The organism is Inquilinus ginsengisoli (assembly GCF_031453975.1).
Classification (GTDB): domain Bacteria; phylum Pseudomonadota; class Alphaproteobacteria; order DSM-16000; family Inquilinaceae; genus Inquilinus; species Inquilinus ginsengisoli_A.
In genome coordinates this window covers 139,784-160,480 of record NZ_JAVDPW010000003.1, presented here as the reverse complement: position 1 = coordinate 160,480, position 20,697 = coordinate 139,784, and the positions used below count along the sequence as shown (strand labels likewise).

The window sequence follows — 20,697 nt, the reverse complement described above, 5'->3', positions numbered from 1 at the left end:
TCAGTTTCCCTCGAACACCGGCTTGGACTTGGCGGCGAAGGCGTCGAAGGCGCGGCGGAAATCCCGGGTCTGCATGCACACCGCCTGGGCCTGGGCTTCCGCCTCGATCGCCTGGTCGACGCCCATGTCCCATTCCTGGTGCAGCATCCGCTTGGTCATGGCATGGGCGAAGGTCGGGCCGTCGGCCAGCGAGCGGGCCAGGGCCGCCGCCTCGTCCTGCAGCGCCTCCGGCTCGACCAGCCGGTTCAGGAAGCCCCAGCGCTCCGCCTCCGCCCCGCCCATGCTGCGGCCGGTGAACAGCAGCTCTGACGCCCTTCCCTGGCCGATGATGCGGGGCAGGATCGCGCAGGCGCCCATGTCGCAGCCGGCCAGGCCGACACGGGTGAACAGGAAGGCGGTGCGGCTGCGCTCCGTCCCCAGCCGCAAATCGGAAGCCATGGCCAGGATCGCCCCGGCACCGGCGCAGACACCGTCGACCGCCGCCACGATCGGCTGCGGGCAGGCGCGCATCGCCTTGACCAGGTCGCCGGTCATGCGGGTGAACTCCAGCAGCCCCGCCATGTCGCGGTCCAGCAGCGGGCCGATGATCTCGAACACGTCGCCGCCGGAGCAGAAATTGCCGCCGGCGCCGGTCACCACCACCGTCTTGATCTCGGTGTCGGCTGCCAGCGCCCGGAACACCGCCACCAGTTCGGCATAGCTGTCGAAGGTCAGCGGGTTCTTCCGCTCCGGCCGGTTCAGGGTGACAGTCGCCACCTTGCCCTCGACCGACCACAGGAAGTGGCGGGCGCGGTATCCGCTCAGCGGCGCGGCGACGATCGGATCGGTCATTCTGGCCTCGAGACGCACCGGAAACCAAAAACCATCGTCATCCCCGCGAAAGCGGGGATCTCCTTGCCGCCCGGCATGACGATGCCGACGAGATTCCCGCTTTCGCGGGAATGACAAAGAAAGAAGGAACCAGAGACCAGCATCTCGTCCTCACGTGACCTCGCCGCCGGCGATCGGCAGCGCGATGCCGTTGGCGCTGGCGGCGTCGGGCCCGGCCAGCCAGGCGACGGCGGCCGCGACCTCCTCCGGCAGCACCAGGCGGCCCTGCGGGTTGACCCGGGTGAACTCGGCCAGGATCTCGTCCGACTTGCGGCCGGTCTTGGCCTCGATCCGGGTGACGGCGTCGCGCACCAGCTCGGTGTCGGTGTAGCCGGGACAGACGGCGTTGACGGTGACGCCCTTGGCCGCGACCTCGCGCGCCAGGGCCCGGGTCAGCCCGACCACCCCGTGCTTGGCGGCGCAATAGGCGGCGACATAGGGATAGCCGGCCAGCCCGGCGATGCTGGCGACGTTGACGATGCGGCCCCAGCCGCGCTCGATCATCCCCGGCAGCACCAGCCGTGTGGCTTCGTACACCGCGCCGAGGTTCAGGCCGATCATCCGGTCCCACATCGCCCGATCGGTGCGGGCGAAGGGCGCGGATTCCGCCGCCCCGGCATTGTTGACCAGGATGTCGATGGGGCCATGGTCGGCGACCAGCCGGGCGAAGGCGGCCTCCAGCCGGTCCGGCTTGGTGACGTCGGCCACGGCATAGGCCAGGGCCCGCCCGGCGGCGACGGTCTCGGCCAGCCGCGCCTCGGTGCGGCCGACCACGGTGACGGTCGCCCCGCGACCCGCCAGCGCCGCCGCGATCGCGGCGCCGATGCCGCTGCCGCCGCCGGTCACCAGCGCGTGCCTGCCCTTCAGTCCGTTCGGATCGGTCATCGCCACCTCCCGAGATACTTTAAGTTTAAAACATCTCGGTGACAAGATCGCGTTTGCCTCGCCCGGCCGCCGCCCGATGGCCCTGGAAGCCATATGAACGGCCAGTCACAGCATTCTATTTAAAATCGAACGAGTATTACAGAGCCTGAGAATCCGTTGACTCGTTTACCGATTCATGCAGAATAGAACTCGATTGCGGACACGAAATTTGGAATCAATGATCTGATAAATACTATATTATGTAAGTTCTATATTTAAACTGATTTTAACGATCGCCGCTGCCGCGCTTGGCCCGCCGCGCCCGGAAACGGGAGGCTGCGCGCCGGACGCAGGCCTTCCGCAATCACCGGCACCGGACCGATGTCGGATTTCGACATCCGGCTTTTTCTGATCCTTCATTTCAACATCAGGATTTCAGACCATGGCAGACCCCAAGAATTTCGTCGACCTGCAGGCCGGGTTCTACAATGCCCTGGCGCAGGGCCTGGGCTATTCGCCCAGTGATCCGTTTCAAGTGATTCAGCCATCGCCCCCCCTCACCGGCGGCAATCTGGGCGACGAGTTGCTGTGGAACTACCTCAACAACCTGCCCCCGGCGTCGCTGACCCAGAACACCTCGGTGTCGGGCGGCAACCAGTTCCTGGCCAACTACCAGGGGGTGATGTCCGCCCTGCAGTCGGCACCGAACAACTTCCAGTCCACCATCGGCGAGGCCTGCTTCGAGGCCTACCAGAAGGCGCTGGCGGCCGGCGACGTGAAGCCCGGCCCGATGAACTTCCGCAACTGGGCCCTGTACAACGGCACCTGCTCGGGCGTCGCCGTCTCCGGCGCCTCGGCCCTGGCGGCGGCGATGCTGGACCCGGTGTTCGCGGCCCAGATGAACGTCCTGCCCTACAAGCCCGCCGGTACGGAAAACGTGGACTTCGTGCCCGGCTACCAGAAGATGCTGGCGCTGCTGAAGAAGGCCCCGAGCCGGTCGTTCAGCGTGTCGGCCGGCGACTGGAGCACCAATGTCTCCAGCACCTGGACCGGCGGGTCCAACAGCGGCTTCTTCGGCCTGTGGGGCGGCAGCAGCTCGACCTCGACGCTGAGCGAGAAGTTCGCCTCCGGCGGCGTGTCGCTGACGGCGAGCTTCCAGCACGTGCTGCCGTTCAACGCGACGCCGGGCGACTGGTACAGCTCCTCAGCGTTCGGCCTGGCCTACAACAGCCCGGGTGCGGCGCCGTGGAACCCCGCCAACCCGATCAACTGGGACAAGACCTTCGGCCCGCAGGGCAACATGCAGCGCTTCGCATCCAACCTGCTGATCGCCGACCAGATGGAGATCGTGGTCTCGTCCGCCGCCTCCTACAGCACGAACGAGCAGACCGAGATCAAGCAGAACTCGAGCGCCGGCATGTGGCCGTTCTACAGCAGCGGCGGTTCGAGCAGCTCGTCGACCACCGTCACCTTCAAGGCCACCGGCGAGATGGAGGTCAAGATCACCAGCGAAGCCGGCGCGCCGGTGGTGATCGGCTGCACCGTCCTGTCGGCCGAGGTCTATCTCGGCCATGAGGCCCAGGCCGCGAAGGCCCTGGCCCGCACCTACTACCCGAGGACCTAGTCCTCGGCCCGGACGGACCGCCGCGGCGTGGGCGGATCACGCCGCGGCGGTCCTGCCCTGACGGGTGCCTGCATCCGTCAGGGCTCCGGCCCGATCGCCGCCCCCCCGTCTCCCGCCTCTCTCCCGCATGACGCCGCCCGCGACCCGGGCGGAAAGGAAGAGCCATGACCTCGTTCGACGACCTGCAGGCCCGCTTCGTCGCGGCGGAGCTCGCGGCGCTCGGCCGCTCATCGCCGACCGGCCGGGTGCTGCAGCCCGCCCTGCCGCTGCCGGCCCGCGACGACCAGGCCCTGTGGTCCCTGTTCGACGCGATCCCGCTGGACACGCCGCTCTACACCGCCTCGGGCACCGAATTCTTCACCGCCTATTCGACGCTGATCGGCGCGCTGATCGCCGGCACCAACCCGCTGGACCCCATCGCCGCGGCCAAGCGCCGGCTGGCCGACTGGGGCACCAAGCCGCCGGCCTGGAGCGTCGGCAGCGCCGGCCTGGCGAAACAGCTGAAGGCGGCGCCATCGCTGTCCTTCCCCTTCAGCAGCCCGGAGGGGCCGGAGTCCGGCTTCTGGGGGCTATGGGCCGGCAGCGCCCCGGCCCTGGGGCCGAGCGTGCAATTCGCCGCCGGCAACGTCTCCGCCACCCTGGCCTTCGACCATGTGCTGAACTTCGCACCGACCCCGGGCGACTGGTACGTGTCGTCGGCGATGTCGCTGGCCTACAACACCAGGAGCGGCGCGCCCTGGCCGTCCGGCTCGACAGTCACCTGGGACTCCACCTTCGGCCCGAACGGCACCATGCCCCGCTTCCTGGCCGCCCTCACCGTGGCGTCCGGGCTGAAGGTCCGGGTCACCTCGACCGCCGCCTTCAGCGCCGCCGACCAGGCGCTGATCCTGCTGAGCGCCGCCGCGGGGCTGTGGCCCTACTATCTCGACGTCGCCAGCGCCGAAACCAGCGTCCGCTTCGACGCCTCCGGCCAGATCGCGATCGCGACAGACAACCGGTCCACCGCCCCGATCGTCATCGCCGCCACCATCCTCAGCGCCGGCGCGTTCCTGACCTGAGGCCGCAGGGGCCGCTGCCGGCAACCCCGCCATGTGTTTATTCCTATTAACTTGCCGCCGGACGGTGGCAGGCTGGCCGCCGAATCGGCACCGGTGGGGAACCGGGGCCCGCGGAGGAGATTCGCCATGCCAGAGCGTTCGCGGCGGCCGGCCCTGTGGCTGCTGCTTCTGCCCTATCTCGGGCTCCTGTGGGTGCCGTTCTACAACCGGCACGATCCGGAGATCCTGGGGTTCCCGTTCTTCTACTGGTACCAGTTCGCCTGGGTGCCGCTGACCGCCCTGATCATCTGGATCGTCTACCGGAGCGTGCGCCATGACGACTGAGCTCGACGTCGTCGCGATCTCCGTCTTCGCCTTCTTCTTCATCCTGGTCACCGTGATGGGCTTCCTCGCCGCCCGCTGGCAGCGCGGCGCGACCATGGCCCATATCGACGAATGGGGCCTGGGCGGCCGCCGCTTCGGCACCTGGGTCACCTGGTTCCTGGTCGGCGGCGATTTCTACACCGCCTACACCGTGATCGCGGTGCCGGCCCTGGTCTACGCCGTCGGCGCCTACGGCTTCTTCGCCCTGCCCTACACCATCATCGTCTACCCCTTCGTCTTCCTGGTGATGCCCAAGCTGTGGAAACGGGCGAAGGAGAAGGGCTACGTCACCGCCGGCGACGTGGTGTTCGGCCAGTACGGGTCGCGCGGGCTGGAGCTGGCGGTCGCCATCACCGGCGTCCTGGCCGTGATGCCCTATATCGCGCTGCAGCTGGTCGGCATGGCCGCGGTGATCAAGGCGCTGGGCCTGACCGGCGAGCTGCCTTTGGCCATCGCCTTCGTCATCCTGGCGATCTACACCTATTCGGCCGGCCTGCGCGCCCCGGCGCTGATCGCCTTCGTCAAGGACATCATGATCTACATCGCGGTGCTGGCCGCGATCGCGCTGATCCCGTGGGAGCTCGGCGGCTACGCCCATGTGTTCCAGGTCGCCGACGAGGCGTTCAAGGCCAAGGGGTCGGGCGGCATCCTGCTGGGCGACAGCCAGATGGTGGCCTATGCCTCGCTGGCCCTCGGCTCGGCCCTCGCCGCCTTCATGTACCCGCACACCCTGACCGGCATCTTCGCCTCGGCCAGCGTCAACACCATCCGCAAGAACGCCGCCCTGCTGCCGGCCTACACCCTGCTGCTCGGCCTGCTGGCGCTGCTCGGCTACATGGGCCACGCCGCCAACCTGCACGTCTCCAGCCCGAACGACGTGGTGCCGGCGCTGTTCCAGACGCTGTTCCCCAGCTGGTTCGCAGGCTTCGCCTTCGCCGCCATCGCCATCGGCGCCCTGGTGCCGGCGGCGGTGATGAGCATCGGCGCCGCCAACCTGTTCACCCGCAACTTCTGGAAGGCCTATGTCGACCCCGGCGTCAGCCATGCCGGCGAGGCGCAGGTGGCCAAGATCACCTCGCTGGTGGTCAAGGTCGGCGCGCTGCTGGTCATCGTTTTCCTGCCGACCCAGTTCGCGCTCGACCTGCAGCTGCTCGGCGGCGTCTGGATCCTGCAGACCCTGCCGGCGCTCGTGTTCGGCCTGTTCTTCGGCTGGTTCCGGGCGCCCGCCCTGCTGGCCGGCTGGGCGGTCGGGTTCTTCGGCGGCAGCTGGATCGTGTGGCAGAACGGGCTGAAGCCGCTGCAGGCGCTGAGCTTCGGCGGCACCACGGTCACGGTCTATTCCGGGCTGCTGGCGCTGGCGGCCAACATCGTGGCGGCCGTCGTGGTCAACCTCGTCGCCGCACCCCGCGTCGCCCGGACGGCGTGACCGTATCGGGGCACCCGGTCGCCGCCCATGGCTGGCGGCTGGGTGCCGATGCCTTGGACTTCGGACGTCCGATCAGGTGCCCCTGCAGCTGATCGCATCCCAACTGGCGCAGCGCGGTGAGCTGCGCCACGGTCTCCACCCCTTCGGCGGTGACCGGCAGGCTGAGGGCCTGGCCCAGCCCCAGCACCGTGCGGACGATCGCCGCCGACCGCGTCTCCGACTGCATGCTCATCACGAAACTGCGATCGATCTTGATCCGGTCGAACGGGAAGCGGCGCAGCATGTCGAGCGAAGACCAGCCGGCGCCGAAATCATCCAGGGCGAAGCGCACCCCCAGCGCCTTGAGCTGGGTGAAGGCCTCGACGACCTGGTCCGACCCGTCGAGCAGGGCGGTTTCCGTGATCTCCAGCTCCAGCCTCTCGGCGGACAGGCCGGATGCGGCGAGGGCAGCCGCCACGATCGCCGGCAACCCGCTGGTGCGGAGCTGCACGGCGGAGATGTTGACCGCCAGCTGCGCGTTCCACTGCCACCGCATCGCGTGGGCGCAAGCCTCGTGCAGGACCCATTCGCCGATCGCGTGGATCATCCCGTTCGCCTCGGCGATCGGAATGAAGACCGCAGGCGGGATGTCGCCCCGGCGCGGATGCCGCCAGCGAATGAGCGCTTCAAACCCGCGCAGGGCCCCGTCCTCCGCCGCGACCAGCGGCTGGTAGGCGAGAGAAAGCTGCCCCGTGCCGATCGCGGCGCGAAGGTCATCCTCCAGCGCCCAACCATGAGGCGCGGCAAGGTCCCGGCCTGCCGCGGCGGTCATCGTCTGGTCATAGCGGAGGCAGCCGTGCCGGCCGCCGCGTTTGACCGCATAGAGCGCGAGGTCGGCCCGGTGCAGCAGCAGGTCGGCGTCCCCGGCATCCTCAGGAAAGACCGCCATGCCGATGGAGGCGCCAATCGAAATCCCCGCAGCACCCGGCTTGGACAGGAGGTCCAGCAGTTGCCCACCCAATTGCAAGCCGGCCGCCGGCTGGTCATCCAGCATCTGCAGGATGCAGAATTCATCGCCGCCCAACCTCGAGACGGCGTCGCCGTAGCGGACGACCTCCGCCAGATGCTCGCCGACGATGCGGAGCACCTCGTCCCCGGCGGCATGGCCGCGCCTGTCGTTCACCGCCTTGAACTCGTCGAGATCGATCAGCAGCAACGCGAAGCGCGATCCCGCGGCGCAAGCGGCCTCCACAGCCGCATCCAGCTTTTCGCGAAACAGGATGCGGTTGGGCAGGCCCGTCAGCGGATCGTGGTGAGCGAGATAGTAGGCCCGCATTTCCGCGTCGCGGAACCGGGTCACATCGGAGATCACGCCGACCAGGAACGGGACCAGATCGCCATCGGGACCGCGCAGATGGACAAGCCGCTTGCGGGTGACCACGACCCGGATGATTCCGGTGCCGTCGGTCACCACCTCCTCGTTCTCATGCGTCTGGCCGGTGGCGAACACCTCGTCGTCGACGGCCCAGAAGACCGCGGCCTGCTCCCGCGGCTGGAAATCGAAATCCGAGCGGCCGATCAGTGCGGCGCTGTCGCGCCCCAGCATGTCGCACAGGGCCTGGTTGACGACGACGAAGCGGTGGTCGCGATCCTTGACGAAGACCGGATTGGCAATGGCGTTCAGGATCTCCTGCAGCGCCTCGGTTGTATCCACCACGCCCAGCATCGGCGATGTGCTCCGGCCTGCGGAGGTCCGTTCAATGTCCCAGTGCCCGCTCAGCGGTCGATATCCACAGGCGCCAGATGGCAAAATCCCCAAGTGCAATCAATTTTATAATGTAAAGTAGGACCCGGGACGGCGGCCGACCGCAAGCGAAATCTGCTCTCTAACCCGCCTTGCCCCGGCCGCGCGGCACCGTGGCGCCCGCCACCGAGGCCTTGGCGGTGCCCAAAAGCTCCATCAGCCGCTCAATCTGGCCGGTGTCCATCCCCGCCAGCATCTCGGCGACCCAGTCGCCATGCGCCGCCGCCATCGCGGTGAACTGGCGCTCGCCCTCGTCGGTCAGGCGGATGACGTGCTTGCGCCGGTCCGCCTGCGACTGCTCGCGCGCCACCAGCCCACCCTCGACCAGCCGCTCGACCAGCCCGGTCATGTTGCCGTTGGAGACCATCAGCCGCTGGCTGAGCTCGCCCAGCGTCAGGCCGCTGCGCATCTTGTACAGCTGCGCCATCAGGTCGAAGCGCGGCAGGGTGGTGTCGAAGCTGTCCGCCAGGCGGCGCCGGATCTCGCGCTCGATCATGGTGCTGCAGGTCAGAAGCCGCAGCCACAGCCGCAGCTCGACATGGTGGTCCTTCGGCCGGTCGGTGACCGTGGTCTCGGCGTCGATCATCGCGCTTCGGTCCTGAACGCTGCTGGTGGTCACCCGATCTGTTTTAAGTTTAAAGTATAACCGCGGAAGATGCAGCCCCCGGATACCATGCCGCCCGGGACCGCCCCTTCCGCAGGACCAGCCGCCTCCGGACACCAGATCGGGAACCAGGGTCATGAGCAGCAGATGGGTCGACATCCCGGCCGATGACGGCGGCCGCTTCCAGGGCTATCTCGCCGTGCCGGCCGCCGGCTCCGGCCCCGGGATCCTGCTGCTGCAGGAGATCTTCGGGGTCAACGCGCACATCCGGGCGGTCGCCGACCTCTATGCCGAGGAAGGCTATGTCGTGCTGGCGCCGGACCTGTTCTGGCGGCAGGAGGCCAGGGTCTCGCTGGGCTATGACGAGGCCGGCGCCGCCCGCGCCCGCGAGTTGCGGGCCGGCCTGGACGTGGAGCGCGCCGTCGCCGATTCCGTGGCCGCCCTGTCGGCGCTGCGCCGCCTGCCCGAATGCCGCGGCAAGGTTGGCGCACTGGGCTTCTGCCTGGGCGGCAGGCTGGCCTATCAGGTCGCGGCGCGCACCCATGTCGACGCCGCGGTCAGCTATTACGGCACCGGGCTGGACCCGCTGCTGGGCGAGGCCGCCGCGATCCGCTGCCCGATGGTGTTCCATTTCCCGGAGCTGGACCGCCACATACCGCCGCAGACGCGGGAGGCGATCGCCGCCGCCTTCGCCGGCCGCAGCGATGTCGAAACCTTCGTCTATCCCGGCGCCGATCATGGCTTCAACGTGCCGGAGCGGGCGAGCTTCGACAAACCGGCGTCGCTGATGGCCCATTCCCGCAGCCTGGCCCTGTTCCGCCGGGTGATGGGGCCGAGCTACGACCTGCCGGCGCTGTGGGAGCGGCACACCGAGCTGGAGTTCGCCACCCGCGACGCCCGCGCCACCATGGCGACCATGGTGGCCGAGCCTTACGTCAACCACATCCCGACCATGACCGGCGGCGTCGGCCATGACCAGCTGCTTCGCTTCTACGCCAACCACTTCATCCCGAAGACGCCGAAGGACACCCGGCTGGTGCCGATCAGCCGCACCGTCGGGGTCGACCGGCTGGTCGACGAGATGCTGTTCTGCTTCACCCACGACATCGAGATCGACTGGATGCTGCCCGGCGTGAAGCCGACCGGCCGGTATGTCGAGATCCCGCTGGTGGCGATCGTCCGCTTCCGCGGCGACAAGCTGTACAACGAGCACATCTACTGGGATCAGGCCTCGGTCCTGGTGCAGATCGGGCTGCTGGACCCGCAGGGCCTGCCCGTCGCGGGGGCCGAGACGGCCAGGAAGCTGGTCGACGAAGCCCTGCCGTCCAACACGCTGATGGCGCGCTGGCAGGAGAGCGCGGCCGACACCGGGAGCTAGCCGACCGGGCGGGCGCGCCCGCCCCAATCGATCGACAATCACAAAAACCAACAGGGGGCTTCAACCATGACCAAAACCACGATGTCCCGTCGCCACGCCCTGGCGCTCGCCGGCGCCGGGGCCGCCCTGCCCTTCCTGCCGCAGGGCGCCTTCGCCCAGGCCGAGGGATCGGCCGTCACCATCGCCTACAACGTCAACCTGCCGTCCTTCGACCCGACGGTCGGGCTGTCCGCGGTCAACCCGACCATCCAGTCGCTGTACCAGGCGGTGTTCGACCCCTATGTGGCGCAAGCGCCGGACCTGTCCTTCGCCCCCGGCCTGCTGACCAAATGGGGCTGGAACGCCGACCGCAGCAAGGTCGTGCTGGAGGTCCGGCCCGGCGCCGTCTGGCACAATGGCGACCCGGTGACGCCGGAGGACGTGGTCTGGTCGCTGCAGCGGGCGGCGAAGCCGGAGACCGGCAACCCGATCCAGTTCGTCTGGTCGACCATCGGCAACTTCAAGGTCGACGGCGGCACCATCACCGGCGACGTGCTGCGCTTCGAGCCGACCCTGTTCAAGTGGATGGCCTTCCTGACCGGCTATGTCCTGCCCAAGGCCTATTACGAGAAGGTCGGGCCGGACGGCTTCGAGGCGAAGCCGGTGGGGTCCGGCCCCTACCAGGTCGAGCAGTTCGAGCGCAACGCCTTCCTGCGGCTGAAGGCCAACCCGAAATACTGGGGCGGCGCGCCGGCCTTCGAGACCGTGGTGTTCAAATTCGTTCCCGACGCCACCAGCCGGGTGGCCGAGATCGAATCCGGCCAGTCCCAGGTGACGCTCGAGGTCCCCTATGAGGAGTTCGACCGGCTGAAGGCGGCGCCCGGCCTGCACGGGGCCAGCACCCCGGTCTCGGACATCGCCATGATCTTCCTGACCGACACCGGCGTGATGCTGGACCGCAACGTCCGGCTGGCGGCGCACCACGCCATCGACAAGCAGGCGATCGTGCAGCGCCTGCTGCGCGGTTACGGCGTGCCGATCAACACCCTGGAGGCGCCGGAATACGACGCCTTCGACCCGTCGATCACGGTCGCCCACGATCCGGAGAAGGCGAAGTCGCTGCTGGCGGCCAGCGGCTTCTCGCCGGACAAGCCGGTGAAGTTCCCGATCCAGACCACCCGCGGCTTCAAGCCGAAGGACTACGAGATCATCCAGGCGATCGTCGGGATGTGGCGCAAGGTCGGGATCGAGGCGACGATCGAGATCTACGAGATCGCCCAGCATTTCGAGCTGCGCGCCCGCCACGCCCTGGACCCGGCCGCCTTCTACAACTGGGGCAATGCGATCGGCGACCCGTCGACCTCGACCGGCTTCGCCATGTACGACCATTCGCCCCATTCGGCCTGGCGCCAGCGCGAGCTGTCGGCCCTGATCGACCCGCTGTGGAGCGAGCCGGACGAGGCCAAGCGCATCGCCGGCTACAAGGCGGTCGACCGCAAGATCGCCGAGGAAGGCTACGTCATCCCGCTGTTCCAGTATGTCCAGCCGATCCTCTATCGCGACACCCTGAAGGTGACGCCGCAGGTCAACGGCATGATCCTGCCGCAGCGCATCACCAAGGCCTGAGCGCCGCGCGGCGGGAGGGGCGACGTGATGCGCGGGATGCTGCTGTCGCGGCTGATGCTGGTGCTGCCGACCCTGTTCGGCGTCGCCGTGGTGGTGTTCGTGCTGCTGCGGGTGGTGCCGGGCGACCCGATCGCGATGATGATCCCGCCCGGCGCCTCGGCCGCCGACATCGACCGGCTGCGGGCCCTCTACGGCCTCGACCGGTCGATCGCCGCCCAGTTCGGACTGTGGCTGTCCGGCGTCGTCGGCGGCGATTTCGGCCGGTCGATCAGCCTGCGCCAGGACGTGCTCGGGCTGGTCCTCGGCCGGTTGCCGGCGACGCTGGAGCTGGCCGGGCTGGCGGCGCTGGCCGCGGTCGCCGCCGGCGGGGCGCTGGCCCTGGCCGGCGCCTATCTCCGGTCGACCCCCGGCGAATGGCTGATCGACGCGGTGGTCGCCGTGGCCCTCGGCATCCCCGATTTCCTGTGGGGCCTGCTGTTCATCCTGGTCTTCGCCGTGCTGGCGCCGGTGCTGCCGGTGTCGGGCCGGATCGACCCGGGGATGGCGACCGGCTTCTCGACCAATTTCTACCTGATCGAAAGCATCGCCACCGGCCGGTGGACGGTGGCCGGCGGGCTGCTGCGCCATGCGGTGCTGCCGGCGGCGGCGCTGGCCCTGCCCTTCGCCGCCATCGTCGCCCGGGTGCTGAAGGCCTCGCTGGCCGAGACCGAGCAGCAGGATTATGCCCTGATGGCCCGGGCCCGCGGCTTCACCCGCCGCCGCATCCTGCTGGTCGAGGCCCTGCCCAACGCCGCCATCCCCACGGTCGCCCTGGCCGGGGTGCAGGTCACCTTCCTGCTCGGCGGCACGGTGCTGGTCGAGCGCATCTTCTCCTATGAAGGCATCGGCAACATGGCGATCGACGCGGTGATCAACCGGGACCTGCCGCTGATCCAGGGGCTGGTGCTGACCTTCGCCCTGCTGTTCATCGCCCTCAACCTGGTCGTCGACATCGTCGTCGCCCTGCTGAACCCCAGGCTGCGCCGTGGCTGACCTGACCACCCCGGCCCTGCCGCGGCGGCGGCGCGCCGCCCTGAACCCGCGGGTCGCGATCGGCGGCGCCGGTCTGCTGCTGCTGGTGGGATGCGCCGTGCTGGCACCCTTGCTAGCGCCACACGATCCGCTGGAACAGGACCTGTTCTCGACCCTGCTGCCGCCGTCCTGGCTGGCCGGCGGCGACCCCGCCTTTCCGCTCGGCACCGACGGGCTGGGCCGGGACGTGCTGTCGCGCCTGATCTACAGCACCCGGGTCACGGTCGTGGTCGCGCTGGTCGCCGCCACCCTGGCCGGGTTGATCGGATCCATCCTCGGCCTGGTCGCCGGCTATGCCGGGCGGGCGGCGGACCAGGCGCTGTCACGGCTGATCGACGTCTGGATGGCGTTCCCGCCGGTGCTGCTGTCGATCGTGCTGGCGGCGGTGCTGGGCGCCGGGCTGGGATCGGTGATCGCCGCCATCGTGGTGATCGACTGGACCCGCTTCGCCCGGGTGGTGCGGGCCGAGACCATGGTCCAGGCCCGGATGGACTACGTCACCGTCGCCCGCAGCCTGGGCTTGGCCGGCCCCGCCATCCTGATGCGCGAGATCCTGCCCAACCTGCTGCCCCTGATCCTGACCCTGCTGGCGGTCGAGATGGGCATCGCCGTGATCGTCGAGGCGATCCTGTCCTTCGTCGGCCTGTCGGTCGCGGGCGACACCGCGACCTGGGGGGGCATGATCGCGGAGGGCCGCCAGGTGATCCGCCAGGCCTGGTGGGTGCTGGCCTTTCCGATGGGGTGCCTGGTGCTGACCATCTTCGCCTTCACCCTGTTCGGCGACGGGCTGCGCGCCGCCATCGACCCGGTGCGGCGGCGATGACCGAGCCGATCCTGCGGATCGAGGGGCTGCGGGTCGCGATCGGCCGCGGCGCCCGGGCCACGCCGATCCTGCGCGGCGTCGACCTCGCCGTCGCGCCGGGCGAGGTGCACGGCCTGGTCGGCGAGAGCGGTGCCGGCAAGTCGATGATCGGCCGTGCCGTCCTGGGCCTGCTGCCCGGCGGCGCCCGCATCACCGCCGGCACGGTGTGCTATGGCGGGCTCGACATGGCGGCGATCGGCCCGCGCGGCCGGCAGCGGCTGCTCGGCCGCGAGATCGCGCTGGTGCCGCAGGACCCGACGGCGGCGCTGAACCCGGTGCGGCGGATCGGCCGGCAGATCACCGACGTGCTGCGCCTGCGCCTCGGCCTCGGCCGGGCCGAGGCGGCGCGGCGGGCGGTCGAGATCCTGGCGGAGACCGCGATCCGCGAGCCGGAGCGGGTGGTGCAGCAGTATCCGCACGAGCTGTCGGGCGGCATGCGCCAGCGCGTCCTGATCGGCATCGCCTTCGCCGGCCGGCCGCGCCTGATCGTCGCCGACGAGCCGACCACCGCGCTGGATGTCACCGCCCAGCGCGAGATCCTGCGGCTGATCCGGCAGTTGCAGGGCCGCTACGGCTCCGCGGTGCTGTTCGTCACCCACGATCTCGGCGTGGTCGCCAAGATCTGCCAGCGGGTCACCGTGCTGCATGCCGGCCGGGTGGTGGAGGAAGGCGACATCGCCCGCATCCTGCAGGCGCCGCGGCACGCCTATACCGGCGCCCTGCTGGCGGCAATGCCGCGGGTCGACCGGCCGGGCCACCGCCCGGCGCCGATCCCGGCGGCGCTGACCGACCGGCTGTGGGCGGAAGCCCATGCCTTCGACGCCGCGGCCACGGCAGGTGCCGCATGACCGCGGGCCCCCTGGTCGAGGCCCAGGCCCTGACCGTCGCGGTGCCCGGACAGTCGCGCGGCTTCGGCCGCCGCATCCCGCGCGACATCGTGCGCGGCGTCGACCTGGCGGTGCCGCGCGGCGGCGCGGTCGGGCTGGTCGGCGAATCCGGGTCCGGCAAGACCACGCTGGGCCGGGCCCTGGTCGGGCTGGCGCCGGCGGCGGCGGGCCGGGTGCTGTTCGACGGCGCCGACCTGGCGGCGGCGAAGGGCCCGGCGCTGCGCGCGCTGCGGGCCCGGATGCAGATGATCTTCCAGGATCCGCAATCCGCGCTGAATCCGCGCCTGACCATCGGGACCACCCTGGTCCGCCCGCTGGAGGCGTTCGGCCGGCTCGAGGGCCGGCGGGCCCGGCGCGCCCGCGCCGCGGAGCTGCTGGACCTGGTCGGGCTGCCGGGCGATGCGCTCGACCGCTATCCGCATGAGCTGTCGGGCGGGCAGCGCCAGCGCATCGGCATCGCCCGCGCGGTGGCGCTGGAGCCGGACTTCATCGTCGCCGACGAGATCGTCTCGGGCCTCGACGTCTCGACCCAGGCGCAGATCCTGCTGCTGCTGGAGGATCTGCGCCGGCGCCTGGGCCTGACCCTGGTCTTCATCAGCCACGACCTGTCGGTGGTGCGGGTGCTGTGCGACGAGGTCGTGGTGCTGCTGCGTGGCGAGGTGGTCGAGGCCGGGCCCTGCGCCGCCGTGTTCGATGCGCCGCGCCACGCCTACACCGCGGCCCTGCTGCAGGCGGTGCCGCTGCCGGAGATCGACCCGGCCTGGCTCGACCGGCCGGCCCTGGCCGCCCACATCCCGCCGCTCGCCGCCTCGGGCTGACGATCGGCGGCGTCATTCGGCCGCCGGCCGTCCCGGCGAGGCGATCAGCGCGAAGGAGATGCGAGATGACCCAGTCACGAGCGTTCAGGCGGGCGGCCCTGGCCGTCGTCGCCTGCTGCGCGGCGGCGGCCGCACCCGCGTCGGCCGGCATCCCGACCATGCGCGGCATCGACCATATCGGCATCACGGTGCCGGATGCGAAGCAGGCGGTCGCGTTCTTCACCGACGTGATCGGCTGCCGCCAGGCGATGTCCTTCGGGCCGTTCCGCGACGACCAGGGCACCTTCATGCAGGACCTGGTGAACGTGCACCCGCGCGCGGTGATCGACCAGATCACCCTGGTCCGCTGCGGCGACGGCTCGAATGTCGAGATCTTCCAGTACGAGGCGCCGGACCAGGCGAAGACCCCGCCGAAGAACAGCGACGCCGGCGGCCACCACCTCGCCTTCTACGTCGACGACATCGCGGCGGCCGCCGCCTATCTCAAGGCCAAGGACGTGCGCCTGATGATAGGCCCGGTGCCGATGAAGGAAGGGCCGGAGGCCGGCCAGACCATCCTCTACTTCCTGGCCCCATGGGGGCTGCAGCTCGAGCTGATCTCCTATCCCGACGGCATGGCCTATGAGAAGGGGGCGGCGACGGTGCTGTGGTCGCCCAAGGCGCCGGCCCAGTAGGAGGCTGCCGGCGCGCGGCCGTTGTCGGCCGGCCGAAACTGTTTTAGGGTTAAACCATATCGTCCGGGAGCGCCTGCCAAAGACGCCCCGGCGGACAGACCAGAACCGCAGGCCAATGCGGGTATCGGCCCGGCCCGGGTTGAACAGGGAAGCACCACACCGATGTCGAGCGTCCCCGCTCATCCGCTGCACGGGCCCAACCGGTTCAAGCTGGGCGTGTTCTCGACCAACGCCGATGGCGGGCTGGCGATCACCACGGTGCCGGAGCGCTGGCAGGCCAGCTGGGCCGACAACCTGGCCGCCGCCCGCATCGCCGACCGTGCCGGGCTGGAGTTCCTGCTGCCGATCGCGCGCTGGAAGGGCTTCGGCGGCCGGACCCATGTCCGGGAATGGTCGTTCGAGACCTTCACCTGGGCCGCCGGGCTGGCGGCGGCGACCGAGCGCATCGGCCTGTTCATGACCGTGCATGTGCCGCTGGTGCACCCGGTCTACGCCGCCAAGGCGCTGGCCACGGTCGACCATGTCTCGAACGGCCGCGCCGGCCTGAACATCGTCTGCGGCTGGAACCCGGACGAATTCGGCATGTTCGGCGTCACCCTGGGCGACGACGCCTACGGCCAGGCGGCGGAATGGATCGGCATCATCGAGCGCGCCTATGCCGCCGACGCGCCCTTCGACCATGACGGCCAGCACTACCGGCTGAAGCAGGTGGTCAGCCGTCCGGCCAGCCTGCAGCGGCCCCGCCCGGTCACCATGAACGCCGCCTTCGGCGCCCCGGGCCGGGACTTCGCGGCGCGGCATTGCGACTTCCTGTTCTCGACCTTCACCGACATCGCCGACGGCGCCCGCCACGTCGCCGACATCGCCGGCCGGGCCGCTGCGGCCGGGCGCGAGGTCGGCATCCACACCGTCTGCCACGTGGTCTGCCGCGACAGCCAGGCCGAGGCCGAGGACTATTACGACCGCTACGCCGTGCGCGAGGCCGACCATGCCGCGGTCGACGAGCACATGGCCAAGAAGAAGCAGTTCGCCCAGTCGCATGACGACCGCGCCTTCGCCCTGTACCGCCAGCGCTTCGCCGGTGGCGCCGGCACCTATCCGCTGGTCGGCACCCCGGCGCGGATCGCGGAGCAGATCGGGGCGATCGCCGAGGCCGGCTATGCCGGCGCCGCCCTGTCCTTCGTCGACTACACCGCCGAGTTGCCGTTCTTCTGCGACCGGGTGCTGCCGCTGCTGCAGCGCGCCGGCCTGCGGGAAGGGTGAGAGAGATGCCGTCGACCCGCGAACCGCTGAAATCCCGCCTGCGCCACGGCCCCAGCCTGGGCCTGGCCTGGCTGGCCCTCGGCTCGCCCTCCGTCGCCGAAATCGCCGCGGGGGCCGGGGCGGAGGCGGTGGTGTTCGACGTCCAGCACGGGCTGTGGGACCGCATCGCGCTGGAGATGGGCATCGGCCTGGTCGCCAAGCGCGCCTACACCATCGTCCGCGTTGCCGAGACCGGCGCGACCGCCATCGCCCAGGCGCTGGACGCCGGCGCCGACGGCATCATGGTGCCGCTGGTCGAGACATCGGAGCAGGCCGCCCGCGCCGTCTCCTATGCCCTCTACCCGCCGGATGGCGAGCGTTCCGGCGGCGGGGTGCGGCCGCTGACCGCGGGGCCCGGCTATTTCCGCGACGCCAACCAGCGCATCGCCATCGGGGTGATGATCGAGACCGTGGCCGGGGTCGCGGCGGCGGACGCCATCGCCGCCGTCCCCGGCATCGACTTCGTGCTGATCGGCACCGGCGACCTCGGCCTGTCGATCGGCGACCGGCCGGACGCCAAGGCCGCCCACCGCGCCGCCTGCGCCCGGGTGCTCGCCGCCTGCCGCACCGCCGGCGTGGCCTGTGGGATCTTCACCCTCGATGCCGAGGGCGCCATGGCACGCCGGGCCGAGGGCTACCGGCTGGTGGTGCCGGTCAACGACATCGGCGCCGTCGACGGCGCCATCCGCAATGCCGTCCGCCGCTTCGCCGTCGAAGGCCCGGCGGCGGCCGAGATCACCGAAGAACCGGCGGCCCGACCGCCCGAGACCCCAGGGAGAGCTGAGCAGATGAGCACCGACCTTCTCGCCTTCGCCGCCGACATCGCCGCCGGCCGCATCCGCATCGTCGACCTGACCCAGACGCTGCGGCCATCGACGCCGGTGATCCAGCTGCCGCCGATGTTCGCGCCGTCCAACCCGTTCCGGATCGAGGAGATCTCGCGCTACGACGAGCGCGGGCCCGGCTGGTATTGGAACAACATCTCCTGCGGCGAGCACACCGGCACCCATTTCGACGCGCCGATCCACTGGGTCACCGGCAAGGACCTCAAGAACGCCACCACCGACACCGTGCCGGTGCAGCGCTTCATCGCCGCCGCGGTGGTGATCGACTGCTCGGCCGAGGCCAAGGACAACCCCGACTTCCTGCTGGAGCCGGAACACATCCACGCCTTCGAGGCCAAGCACGGCCGCATCCAGGCCGGGACCTGGGTGCTGATGCGCACCGACTGGTCGAAGCGCACCGACCCGGTCGAGTTCCTGAACATGAAGCAGGACGGGTCGCATGTGCCGGGGCCCAGCGTCGCCGCCGTGACCTTCCTGGCCAAGGAGCGCGACGTCGCCGGCTGGGGGGTCGAGGCGGTCGGCACCGATGCCGGCCAGGCCTTCGCCTTCGAGCCCGCTTTCCCGGCCCATGCCATCATGCACGGGTCGAACAAGTTCGGCCTGGCCAGCCTGACCAATCTCGACCAGCTGCCGCCGACCGGCACGGTGCTGGTGACGGCGCCGCTGAAGATCGAGAACGGCTCCGGCTCGCCCCTGCGGGTGCTGGCGCTGGTGGCGGCGTAACGGCAAGGGGCGAGGCTGGCTCAGGACGGGCCAGCCACCCGTCCTGAGCGACGAATTCATGTAACCGCCGGCCGGCTTCCAGCGTACTGACGTCCCGGGGGACGTCGACGTTCAACCGAGAGAAGCCATGATGAAGCGCACCGCCATTGCGGGTCTCGCCCTGCTCGGCCTTCTGACAGCCCTTCCCGCCGCGGCCCAGGATTCGCCGCCGCCGCAGCGCATCCGCGGCACCATCGACGCGGTCGACGGGTCCAAGCTCACCGTCACCGCCCGCGGCGGCGGCACCTCGACCGTGACGCTGGCCGACGATGCGACGGTCCGGCTGATCGCTCCCGCCAGCATCACCGACATCAAGCCCGGCACCTATATCGGCAGCGCCGCCATGCCACAGGACGACGGCAGCCTGCGGGCGCTGGAGGTACAGATCTTCCCGGAGAGCATGCGCGGCGTCGGTGAAGGCCAGCATCCCTTCGACCTGAAGCCCGGCAGCACCATGACCAACGCCACCGCCGGCGACGTCACGGGCACCGACGGCCGGGTGGTGACCATGACCTATCAGGGCGTCAAGACCCGCCTGGTGGTGCCGCCCGACGTGCCGGTCATCACCTATGAGCCGGGCGACCGCAGCATGCTGACCAAGGGCGCCCACGTCATCGTCATGGTGGTCAAGGCCGCCGACGGGTCGATGGTTTCGCACGGGCTCCAGGTCGGCAAGGACGGGCTGGTGCCCCCGACCTGATACACCGGCCTTCGGCGCGCCGTCAGATCAGCTTGCGGGTCTTCAGCTCGACCTTCAGGTAGGCGTAGAAGATCGGCGCCGCGATCACCCCCGGCACGCCGAAGGCCGCCTCCATCACCAGCATCGCGATCAGGATCTCCCAGGCCCGGGCCTCGATCTGGGTGCCGACGATCTTGGCGTTGATGAAGTATTCCAGCTTGTGGATCAGGATCAGGAACACCAGCGACGCGATCGCGGTGTAGACCGACAGGCTGAGGCTGAGTATCACGATCATGGTGTTCGAGATCAGGTTGCCGATCACCGGCAGCAGGCCGACGACGAAGGTGACGACGATCATCGTCTTGGCCAGCGGCAGGTGGATGTCGAACAGCGGCAGCACCCCGACCAGGTAGATCGCGGTCAGCACCGTGTTCAGCGCCGAGATCCGGACCTGGGCGAAGATGACCCGACGGAACGACAGGGCCAGCAGGCGCACCCGCTCCGCCATCACCCGGCTCAGCGGGCCGCGGCCGCCGCGGTTGGTCAGGTCGGAGACGGCGATCATGCCGCCGATCACCAGGCCGATGATGATGTGGACCAGGATGCGCCCGACCATGGTGCCGACCTGCTGCAGGTCGCGCGCATGTTCGCGCAGCCACTGCGCCGCCATGGTGTCGAGTTCGCGCCCGTTGGTCGGGACATAGGCCAGCAGCCAGGCCGGCAGCTGCTGGCTCGCCACCTCCACCGCATCGGCCATCTTGCGCATCAGCGCGACCAGGCCTTCGGAGCGGGTGGTGAGCATGGAGATCAGCTCGATGATGCCGAAGGTGATCACCAGGATGATGATGGCGGTGAGCAGCCCGAGCGCGATGAAGCGGCCGATCTTGTGGGTGGCGCCGAAGCGCCGGAACAGCGGCGCCACGACATGCACCAGCTCATGGATCAGCAGGCCGGCCAGCAGCGCCGCCAGCAGCCCGACCCACAGCGTGCCGAACAGCGCCAGCCCGGTCAGGACCAGGACCGAGATCTCGATACGGCGATCCGGCGCGGCGGGCTGCAGGGCCGCAGGGACCACGACCGGGGCGTCGTCGCTTCGGCCGGGCTGGAAATTCATGATCGAAACGCCTGTTCTCAACGGTCCGCGCGACGGGCGGGATGCTCGACCCGACTCCGGACCTTTACCAGACAATTGTCAATGAAACGGTGGCGGGAGCATGGCGCC

At 69.8% G+C, this 20,697-nt stretch carries 19 protein-coding genes; 14 read left to right on the top strand and 5 right to left on the bottom strand.

Features of this window, described 5'->3' with window-relative positions; all coding sequences use genetic code 11:
• Both E9232_RS08430 and E9232_RS08425 read right to left on the bottom strand, forming a co-directional pair.
• On the bottom strand, positions 1–831 hold the full coding sequence (locus E9232_RS08430; RefSeq protein WP_309793357.1) for an enoyl-CoA hydratase family protein: 831 nt from the start codon (positions 829–831) through the stop codon (positions 1–3).
• A 150-nt stretch (positions 832–981) separates the two neighbouring features.
• Entirely contained in the window at positions 982–1,755 is a 774-nt protein-coding gene (locus E9232_RS08425) for an SDR family NAD(P)-dependent oxidoreductase (protein WP_309793355.1), read from the bottom strand.
• A 421-nt stretch (positions 1,756–2,176) separates the two neighbouring features.
• On the opposite strand from E9232_RS08425, the gene E9232_RS08420 reads away from it, so the two are divergent.
• The 4 genes from E9232_RS08420 (at position 2,177) to mctP (ending at position 6,205) form a co-directional block, all read left to right on the top strand.
• On the top strand, positions 2,177–3,358 hold the full coding sequence (locus E9232_RS08420) for a hypothetical protein (protein ID WP_309793353.1): 1,182 nt from the start codon (positions 2,177–2,179) through the stop codon (positions 3,356–3,358).
• Positions 3,359–3,522: 164 nt separating this feature from the next.
• The gene (locus tag E9232_RS08415) at positions 3,523–4,416 is read left to right on the top strand and encodes a hypothetical protein (RefSeq protein ID WP_309793352.1); all 894 of its coding nucleotides are present in this window, start codon (positions 3,523–3,525) and stop codon (positions 4,414–4,416) included.
• A 126-nt stretch (positions 4,417–4,542) separates the two neighbouring features.
• Positions 4,543–4,740 (top strand): DUF3311 domain-containing protein, encoded by a 198-nt coding sequence (locus tag E9232_RS08410; RefSeq protein WP_309793351.1) that lies wholly within the window; start codon positions 4,543–4,545, stop codon positions 4,738–4,740.
• Positions 4,730–6,205 (top strand): monocarboxylate uptake permease MctP, encoded by a 1,476-nt coding sequence (gene mctP / locus E9232_RS08405; RefSeq protein ID WP_309793350.1) that lies wholly within the window; start codon positions 4,730–4,732, stop codon positions 6,203–6,205. Before E9232_RS08410 ends, mctP begins: the two co-directional genes overlap by 11 nt.
• Here the strand turns inward: mctP and E9232_RS08400 are convergent.
• Both E9232_RS08400 and E9232_RS08395 read right to left on the bottom strand, forming a co-directional pair.
• Positions 6,165–7,910 (bottom strand): putative bifunctional diguanylate cyclase/phosphodiesterase, encoded by a 1,746-nt coding sequence (locus E9232_RS08400; protein ID WP_309793349.1) that lies wholly within the window; start codon positions 7,908–7,910, stop codon positions 6,165–6,167. The genes mctP and E9232_RS08400 overlap by 41 nt on opposite strands.
• A 160-nt stretch (positions 7,911–8,070) precedes the next feature.
• A complete protein-coding gene (locus tag E9232_RS08395) occupies positions 8,071–8,574 on the bottom strand; it encodes a MarR family winged helix-turn-helix transcriptional regulator (protein ID WP_309793346.1) in 504 nt (167 codons plus the stop codon).
• A 154-nt stretch (positions 8,575–8,728) separates the two neighbouring features.
• Between E9232_RS08395 and E9232_RS08390 the strand changes: the two genes are divergently transcribed.
• The 10 genes from E9232_RS08390 (at position 8,729) to E9232_RS08345 (ending at position 19,496) form a co-directional block, all read left to right on the top strand.
• Complete coding sequence (locus E9232_RS08390; protein WP_309793345.1) at positions 8,729–9,970, top strand: dienelactone hydrolase family protein; 1,242 nt, start codon at positions 8,729–8,731, stop codon at positions 9,968–9,970.
• A 66-nt stretch (positions 9,971–10,036) separates the two neighbouring features.
• Positions 10,037–11,575: an ABC transporter substrate-binding protein gene (locus E9232_RS08385; protein WP_309793343.1), complete on the top strand. Its 1,539-nt coding sequence runs from the start codon at positions 10,037–10,039 to the stop codon at positions 11,573–11,575.
• A 27-nt stretch (positions 11,576–11,602) separates the two neighbouring features.
• Positions 11,603–12,607 carry an ABC transporter permease gene (locus E9232_RS08380; protein ID WP_309793341.1) on the top strand — a complete coding sequence of 335 codons (1,005 nt, stop codon included), beginning with the start codon at positions 11,603–11,605 and terminating at the stop codon, positions 12,605–12,607.
• Positions 12,600–13,469, top strand: a complete 870-nt coding sequence (locus E9232_RS08375) for an ABC transporter permease (RefSeq protein WP_309793339.1) — start codon at positions 12,600–12,602, stop codon at positions 13,467–13,469. Before E9232_RS08380 ends, E9232_RS08375 begins: the two co-directional genes overlap by 8 nt.
• Positions 13,466–14,356 carry an ABC transporter ATP-binding protein gene (locus tag E9232_RS08370; RefSeq protein ID WP_309793338.1) on the top strand — a complete coding sequence of 297 codons (891 nt, stop codon included), beginning with the start codon at positions 13,466–13,468 and terminating at the stop codon, positions 14,354–14,356. Before E9232_RS08375 ends, E9232_RS08370 begins: the two co-directional genes overlap by 4 nt.
• Positions 14,353–15,213 carry an ATP-binding cassette domain-containing protein gene (locus E9232_RS08365; RefSeq protein ID WP_309793337.1) on the top strand — a complete coding sequence of 287 codons (861 nt, stop codon included), beginning with the start codon at positions 14,353–14,355 and terminating at the stop codon, positions 15,211–15,213. The genes E9232_RS08370 and E9232_RS08365 overlap by 4 nt, the downstream gene beginning before the upstream one ends.
• A gap of 65 nt (positions 15,214–15,278) precedes the next feature.
• A complete protein-coding gene (locus tag E9232_RS08360) occupies positions 15,279–15,887 on the top strand; it encodes a VOC family protein (RefSeq protein WP_309793336.1) in 609 nt (202 codons plus the stop codon).
• A 162-nt stretch (positions 15,888–16,049) separates the two neighbouring features.
• Positions 16,050–17,150: an LLM class flavin-dependent oxidoreductase gene (locus tag E9232_RS08355; protein WP_309793334.1), complete on the top strand. Its 1,101-nt coding sequence runs from the start codon at positions 16,050–16,052 to the stop codon at positions 17,148–17,150.
• A gap of 5 nt (positions 17,151–17,155) precedes the next feature.
• Positions 17,156–18,757 (top strand): aldolase/citrate lyase family protein, encoded by a 1,602-nt coding sequence (locus E9232_RS08350; RefSeq protein WP_309793332.1) that lies wholly within the window; start codon positions 17,156–17,158, stop codon positions 18,755–18,757.
• A gap of 127 nt (positions 18,758–18,884) precedes the next feature.
• A complete protein-coding gene (locus E9232_RS08345) occupies positions 18,885–19,496 on the top strand; it encodes a hypothetical protein (RefSeq protein WP_309793331.1) in 612 nt (203 codons plus the stop codon).
• Between the two features lie 22 nt (positions 19,497–19,518).
• Here the strand turns inward: E9232_RS08345 and E9232_RS08340 are convergent, their stop codons facing one another.
• Positions 19,519–20,589 (bottom strand): AI-2E family transporter, encoded by a 1,071-nt coding sequence (locus E9232_RS08340; RefSeq protein ID WP_309793330.1) that lies wholly within the window; start codon positions 20,587–20,589, stop codon positions 19,519–19,521.
• Positions 20,590–20,697 lie beyond the last annotated feature (108 nt).